Source organism: Sulfitobacter sp. UBA4523, from assembly GCF_002388305.1.
GTDB classification, from domain to species: domain Bacteria; phylum Pseudomonadota; class Alphaproteobacteria; order Rhodobacterales; family Rhodobacteraceae; genus Sulfitobacter; species Sulfitobacter pontiacus.
This window is the reverse complement of record NZ_DGMH01000028.1, coordinates 7,017-7,254: the sequence shown is the minus strand read 5'-3', so window position 1 is coordinate 7,254 and position 238 is coordinate 7,017. Positions and strand designations below refer to the sequence as shown.

Sequence of the window (238 nt, the reverse complement as noted above, 5' to 3'; positions counted from 1 at the left end):
TCCTTGCCGGTGCCGAATTCATAGTAGTTATTGTAGCTGGTGATATCTTCATAACTGTTCGGCTCTAGCCCCTCGGGCGCGGCAGAGGTGGCCCCCGCGATACCGGCCAACCCGATCCCCGCCAAAGCGCCCCCCATGATCTGACGTCGGTTCATAAATGCAGCATGCGGGGTGACGTCTTTATCCGTGAGTGTGTTGATCCAGCGATAGGCCATAACAGGCGCTCCTTACCAATATA

The 238-nt window shown here is 55.9% G+C and carries 1 pseudogene; it reads right to left on the bottom strand.

What is annotated here, in order from left to right:
• Nucleotides 1–215 (bottom strand): annotated as a pseudogene (locus B3849_RS07265) (mononuclear molybdenum enzyme YedY); the annotation flags it as partial.
• Between the last annotated feature and the right edge of the window lie 23 nt (nucleotides 216–238).